6 protein-coding genes and 1 pseudogene are annotated in these 6,144 nt (G+C 52.1%); 6 read left to right on the top strand and 1 reads right to left on the bottom strand.

What is annotated here, in order from left to right:
- Positions 1-149, bottom strand: a 149-nt coding sequence (locus tag T18_RS28020) for an AbiEi antitoxin N-terminal domain-containing protein (RefSeq protein ID WP_323455274.1), incomplete at its 3' end; no start/stop codon positions are given.
- A 731-nt stretch (positions 150-880) separates the two neighbouring features.
- Between T18_RS28020 and T18_RS24190 the strand changes: the two genes are divergently transcribed.
- The 6 genes and pseudogenes from T18_RS24190 to T18_RS28015 form a co-directional block, all read left to right on the top strand.
- The gene (locus T18_RS24190) at positions 881-1,303 is read left to right on the top strand and encodes a hypothetical protein (protein WP_040132282.1); all 423 of its coding nucleotides are present in this window, start codon (positions 881-883) and stop codon (positions 1,301-1,303) included.
- A gap of 443 nt (positions 1,304-1,746) precedes the next feature.
- Positions 1,747-2,205, top strand: coding sequence for a hypothetical protein (locus tag T18_RS24185; RefSeq protein ID WP_144312253.1), 459 nt, complete (start codon positions 1,747-1,749; stop codon positions 2,203-2,205).
- Complete coding sequence (locus T18_RS24180; protein ID WP_040132285.1) at positions 2,195-4,060, top strand: zeta toxin family protein; 1,866 nt, start codon at positions 2,195-2,197, stop codon at positions 4,058-4,060. Before T18_RS24185 ends, T18_RS24180 begins: the two co-directional genes overlap by 11 nt.
- 240 nt (positions 4,061-4,300) lie before the next feature.
- Positions 4,301-4,780, top strand: a complete 480-nt coding sequence (gene tnpA, locus T18_RS24175) for an IS66-like element accessory protein TnpA (RefSeq protein WP_010892480.1) — start codon at positions 4,301-4,303, stop codon at positions 4,778-4,780.
- A complete protein-coding gene (tnpB, locus tag T18_RS24170) occupies positions 4,764-5,117 on the top strand; it encodes an IS66 family insertion sequence element accessory protein TnpB (protein WP_010892481.1) in 354 nt (117 codons plus the stop codon). Before tnpA ends, tnpB begins: the two co-directional genes overlap by 17 nt.
- 41 nt (positions 5,118-5,158) lie before the next feature.
- A pseudogene (locus tag T18_RS28015) lies at positions 5,159-6,144 on the top strand (IS66-like element IS692 family transposase); the annotation flags it as partial.

Here is a 6,144-nt window from a genome sequence, read left to right as displayed (position 1 = left end):
GTGACTGGCTCGAGCCAGCCATGCTTGAGATAGCCTGACACGGATTGTCGCGAGATAGCATGGCGGGCCATCCACCTCGAGTCCACCAGGAAGCCGGGGGGGATATGCTGCAGAAGGTGCTTTAGCTTGCTCTCTGATTGTCCATTCATGTTTGACATTATGCCGCAAGATCAAAGCATACGCAACTTTACACGATACCGAATATGTCAATTAGAAATTGACTTTTCCAGATCCCTGCAAAGCGGGTTACGAATTAGATGCTCCTGACACAGCGCAGCTGCATTGAACGGTTCGTTGCGGCTGCGGACCGCAGCTTCGGGCCGACTGGGCCTATTTCCGCCGGCTCATCGCCAAGACGAGCGGCAATTCTGAACCTTAGGTAAAATAGAGCCGGGCTAGTTGGGTCTGAAGATCTTTTGGAAGAATGGTGTGGGTAATAGGGGTCAGAACAAGATTAGTGCGAAATTGTACGTTTAGCCGAGAAAGTGATGCTTGAGATCGATTTTCGTTCTAAAAATGGGTCCTAGGATGCTTTTCACCCTTAAGCTTCCTATTTATCACAGACGGCAAACTGCTGAGATTATGGACAAATGCGCTTGGCGTACGATTTCGCACTAATCTTGTTCTGACCCCATTATGCGTTTGCATTTGTGCTGGGCCATTTGAATCTAATCAGTTGCCGGCACCTAATTCTTGACGCATCCAAATTAACGCGGGTAGCATTCTCAATTATCGACAACTGGAGCCAATCGTCGCTCGGGAATCCTACCTAAAACGCGATCTTGTTCGTGCGCATTGCCAGCAGCAATCCCGCGAAAGATGCTCTGAGCTGTCCTTATCAGAACACGCACCCCTCGAAGGGGGCGCAAAGTCGAGCAGCATGGAACACGATACCACCGGACGCACAAACGAGTATTCTGTACGTGTGGACGAGCATGACACGATCTTAACCCCGCAATCGAAAGCTTTTACAAATGCGGAGTTGCATATCCTCGTGGCGATTGCGTATGCCGACCAAGATAGTCTTGGTAATGAACTCCTCGATATTGAAGACCTTGCAGAATACATACCTGCTATATCTGCTGAGGAAATGTATGCCACCATTTCCGATCTAGTGATCAACGGTTTCATAAATGAGCGTGATATTATTGAATCAAGAAGTATTCGAGCGACGCAGCTTCTCTTTGAGACATTCGATGCTCAGGTGATGGGGTGGAATACGGATGCAGATGCCGTCGAGCTTGCAAAGCTGATGTTGGCAAATCCGGAGCATGATTCACCCAGTTTGGCCGAGAAAACATAATGGCCGCTTCGACGGATCAATCCCGCCATCGGTTATTTGATAAACGCACATCCTGATTGGCTATGGCGCAATGATTTCGGACAGCCCTATCCATTATATGGTCTGGTTATCGACCGGCGGTCTCCAGCGCTTTATCGCTGACCATGGAAAAGCAGTCACGGCATAGGATAGTGAACAACCTCTCCATGAGATAAAATCCGCTCGACTGCGGATTCCGACGTGAAGCCGGCCATCATTCAAGTCAAAGTCCGGCCAATTTTCGGCACCGAAGATACCCCTTGGTCAGCAACTTGGCATCAATTACCTCGGGATGAACGAGGACATTTTGATGCCTGCAAAGAGAGGGCTGACCATGAGACAATTAAGACAAATGCTTCGGTTTGCCGGAAACGGGGCGAGCACCCGCGAGATTGCCGTCCGTCGTACTGGGAATAGCCTGCAGTATGATGCAGAATAGCAGCGTATATTGCAAACGTAACGTAAAAATCTTGGTCGCAATAAAAGGTTCTCATTGCGGCCGTATCTTTCGCCGATCGCCTTTTAACGAGGAAGAAATCATGTTTCCGGATCTTGACTGCCAACTAGGCGTAGAACTAGGGCTTCCAAAACGCTACCGGGATAAGCCAGCGTTTGAGATCATAAACGACGCTCATGATCTCGTGGGCGCACTCACTTCACGGCTGATCACCTTCAGATATAGCGGCTATGAGCGTTTTGAGGAGCTCGTGGCACAATACGCCTTAGCGGATACGAAACGCATCGAATTTTCACAGCGATTGGAACGACTTGATGGTAACGCAATAGAGGCAGTGAACCTGATTGATGAGCTAAATCACTTCGTAAGAATGTTTGTTGATCCGTGGCTCGTCAAATTTGAGGATCTACGCGTCAATGAGAGATGATCTAGGAGTTGATCGAGCGCTTACCCTCTCGTTACAAGCTAAGCGCGACATCTTCGAGACCCAGATCATTCCGGCAATCGGTGCGCGGGGGGCGTCTGTTGCAAAGCCAACTTTCACAGTTGTATGTGGCCAGCAGGGTGCCGGAAAGAGCACCTTAGTTCGCCAAATCAAGAGTAGAACGGGCGGTGAAAGCACCCAGCGAATAATAGCTGATGATCTCAATGCATACATTCCTGGTAACAATGCAGCCCTTCTGCAGGGCTCGCATGCGTTAGAGCGAGCAAATTCGTCGGCAGCGACAGAATGGTATCATCAATTATTTGATCGCAGTATCACTAATAGATATAATATTATACTGGAGTCGTGCTATCCGCCAAATCATTACGCGTCGCTCTTAGATAAGGCGCGCTCCAACGGATATAGAACAGAACTAAATATTATCGCGACGGACAGGATAACGAGCTTTACAGCTATTCACGATCGCTTTGAAAGGGCGCTGGCGAACTCGTTTATTGCCTCAACCGTATTGCCAGATGTCGAAACTCACGATCATTATTATTCAATTTGGCCACGTGTAGCGCTCGAGGTCGAAAATTACAAAACATTTGATAGAATTGCAATTGTACGCAGGGACGGTGAAACGTGTTACGACAATGAACAAGCTCTAGCAAGTGACGGAAAATCGACTTGGGGCCGGGAGCCAGGCGCGTTAAGGGCATTGATGGATCATCGAAATCGCCCGTTGGACGAGAGACAGCAGCACTGGGTTAACAGCGTTTGGGAGAGGCTCCGTCGAAGCTTCGCATTCGCCCAACATCCAGATTCCGCCCGCCTGCCAATCGCTTCGTATCAAAGTGCCATCGCAACAAGGCTGAGAGAGCACAGTGATCTCAGTTCGTTCGAAACACGTCCCGAATATATGCGCGAGTTTTCGAACAAGTTTTCATGGAATTTAAAGCGCGACATTTCCTTTGTGGTTAATCGCAAGAGTAAGGGCGGTGAATTCCGAGAAGATGCTTTTGAAGAGTTGTTTTGCGAAAAGATAACGGCTGTCCATCATTCTCTTCAAGAGGCGATCACGGCGCAGTTTGAATCCGCCATCGGCAAATGGAATGACGAAGGCGATGTACGTTCTCGCGATGTTTCGACCTTTTATGCTCGCACTTCTGGGGAGAGTTCTACAGCCAGGCGATTGAACATCAGCACAAACCCACGAGGCATGGTGCCGAGTGCTGACGTCGTCAATATCTCTGAACAGCAGGCACAGTCTGTCAAGCATCGGCGTCCTAAGTTTCTCGTTGAGGTCTCAAAGAATGTCTATAGACCAATCGAACAGTATAATCGGATGGTCTTCGATCGAGTCAGATTTCCAAACATCACTCGTGACCGGCGTAAGTTGAATGTATTGATCCGCATGGAAGACGGCACTGGCTACGAAACACCTAGCTCGTTAAAAAAGCGCCTGGGATCGGACCAGCATAATATCTTTACCAAGATAATGAACGAGGGTCAGCTACCCCATAGTCTCGCGTCCAGGGAGACTAGTGAACTGCCTATAGTTTTGGTTGACGCGGGAAATGGTGCAACCTTTATCGCCGGCGAGAAATTTTCTTTGTCGGACAACGGACGCAGGATACCCACGACTATTTCTGCTGATAGAATTTTAGTCAGAAATGAAAATGGGACTTTCAGCGAGCTTTGTCAGCGTTTGGCCGGAAACACCGAACTATTGCTTCCACCAGAAGCGATAGTTCAACTGGGACTGCAGCGTCAACAAGCTGTCAATCGAGCTCGTGCCGGAGAAGCATCGGAGTTGGAGCAACGAACTCGCGAACATTCCTCTGGAAGAGTTTAATTAAAAGTGCACCGGCGGGTTTTGTCAGATGCAACTCCGGATTCGGGGCGCCGATCATGAAAGTTATCAGTGTTCAGTGCGATACGTCCGACAAGTCGACGTCGTGCTTCCGCCGATCTATGCCCGTTGCGGAAAATTTTTGATCACCGTAGTAAATACCGCCAATGAGGTGCGCGATGGTGACGCGTCACCGATAGCTCGTAAGCGCTCAATTTGCGGCACCTGTTCATAGAAGATCGAATGTCTGATTCTGTGTCCACAAAGGAGTTTGTGGACACAATGACCTCGGATAGTTTTAGCGGTTCATGCGGCCTTCGTGCTGTGAAGGTTATTTCGAATGGGAAGCGGCGCTTCGATCCCGCGGACAAAGCCCGGCTAATCGACAGTGCGATGAAGCCTGGCGTATCAGTTGCGAGCCTGGCACTGGCGCATGGAATAAATGCCAACCTGTTACGCAATTGGGTGAAGCTTCGCCGAGATCGGCAGATGCAGGACGATATGCCGGCTCTTGCGGGGCATGAAGCATCGGCCTTTGTTGCCGTGGCTACAGCGTCGCCGATTGTGCACCTGCCCGACATGCCGGCTCGGCCACCATCGGCAGGTATGCGCCTGACGGCTGTTCTGCCGAATGGTGTGCGGCTTGAGCTTGAGGACGCGGATAAGCAGGCTGTTTCCATTCTGATTGAGGCTTTGGGGCGTTGCGATGTTCCGGCTGGCTGATGATCTTCGTGTTTACCTTCACCGGGATCCGATCGACTTTCGCGCAGGGATCAACAGCCTGGCGATCCTGGTCGAGCAGTCGATGGGACTGAACCCGTTCGAGCGTGCCGTCTTTGTCTTCTGCAATCGTCGGCGGACGCGGGTGAAGCTGCTGTTCTTCGAGCGGTCAGGGTTCGTGCTTGTATTGAAAGCGTTGTCGCAAGACCGGTTTCGTTGGCCTCGTCGCGACGTGCCGGTGGTGACGCTCGATACCGAGCAGTTGCGCTGGTTGCTTGACGGCATCGATCTCGATGAAATGGTTCGCCACCCTGCTCGGCAATATGAGCTTGTCGGCTGAAAGCTGTTGACGGAGCGGGGCGGCTCAGATTCAAAGCTACAATGACACGAGCCGGCACCCCGACCGTTGCAGAATTGATGGCGCTTTTGGCGGCAAATGCTGCCGAGAACGCTGCGCTGCGGGCTGAGAGAGACGCCCTTGAACAGCGTGTTGTCAAGCTCGAGGAAGAGCTTGCACTTGCCCAGCTTCATCGTTTTGCGCCGCGTAGCGAAAAGCATATGGATCGCGTCTTCAACGAAGCGGAGAGCGCCGCTCTCGAGGCCGGTGCTGATGAAGGATTGGCCGACCAGGATGAAGTAGGCTCCAATGGGCTTCCCGACACGGGGTTGCCAGAGATAGAGATACCCGAAGGCCGCAAGCGTGGGCGCAAGCCGCTTCCGGCGAATTTGCCACGCCACCGCGTTGAATATGACCTTGCAGAAGATCAGAAGACCTGCCCATGCTGCCGACATCTGCTGCATCGCATGGGCGAACTGATCACCGAGCAGTTGCATATCGAGGTGAAGGCCACGGTCCTGCAGAACGCGCGGGCCAAATACGCTTGCCGAAACTGCGAACGCACCGATATCAGCACGCCCGTCATCATCGCGCCCATGCCCAAACAGCCCTTGCCGGGCAGTATTGCCACGGCCTCGACACTGGCTTTTGCGCTCGTTCATAAATTTGTCGACGGCACACCGCTCTATCGTCTGGCACAGGCGTTCGAGCGCGCCGGCGTCCCCGTGAGCCGTGGCGCCCTTGGCCACTGGGTGATCGGGTCGAGTGAGAAGCACCTGGTTCGCATCTATGATGCGCTGAAGCAGCGTCTCCTGTCGCAGAGCGTCATTCACGGTGACGAGACCACGGTCCAGGTGCTGAAGGAAAAGGACAGGAAGGCGACAGACGCGTCCTACATCTGGGCGTATCGCAGCGGTCAGGACAGCGCCGAGCCGGTTGTGCTGCTCGAATACCAGCCCGGTCGCGGGCAGGTCCATCCGCAGGCTTTCCTTGGCGACTATCGCGGTATCCTGATGAGTGACGGCTATCA

The organism is Rhizobium sp. TBD182 (assembly GCF_001950375.1).
GTDB classification, from domain to species: domain Bacteria; phylum Pseudomonadota; class Alphaproteobacteria; order Rhizobiales; family Rhizobiaceae; genus Agrobacterium; species Agrobacterium tumefaciens.
This window is presented reverse-complemented; position numbering and strand designations above follow the sequence as displayed.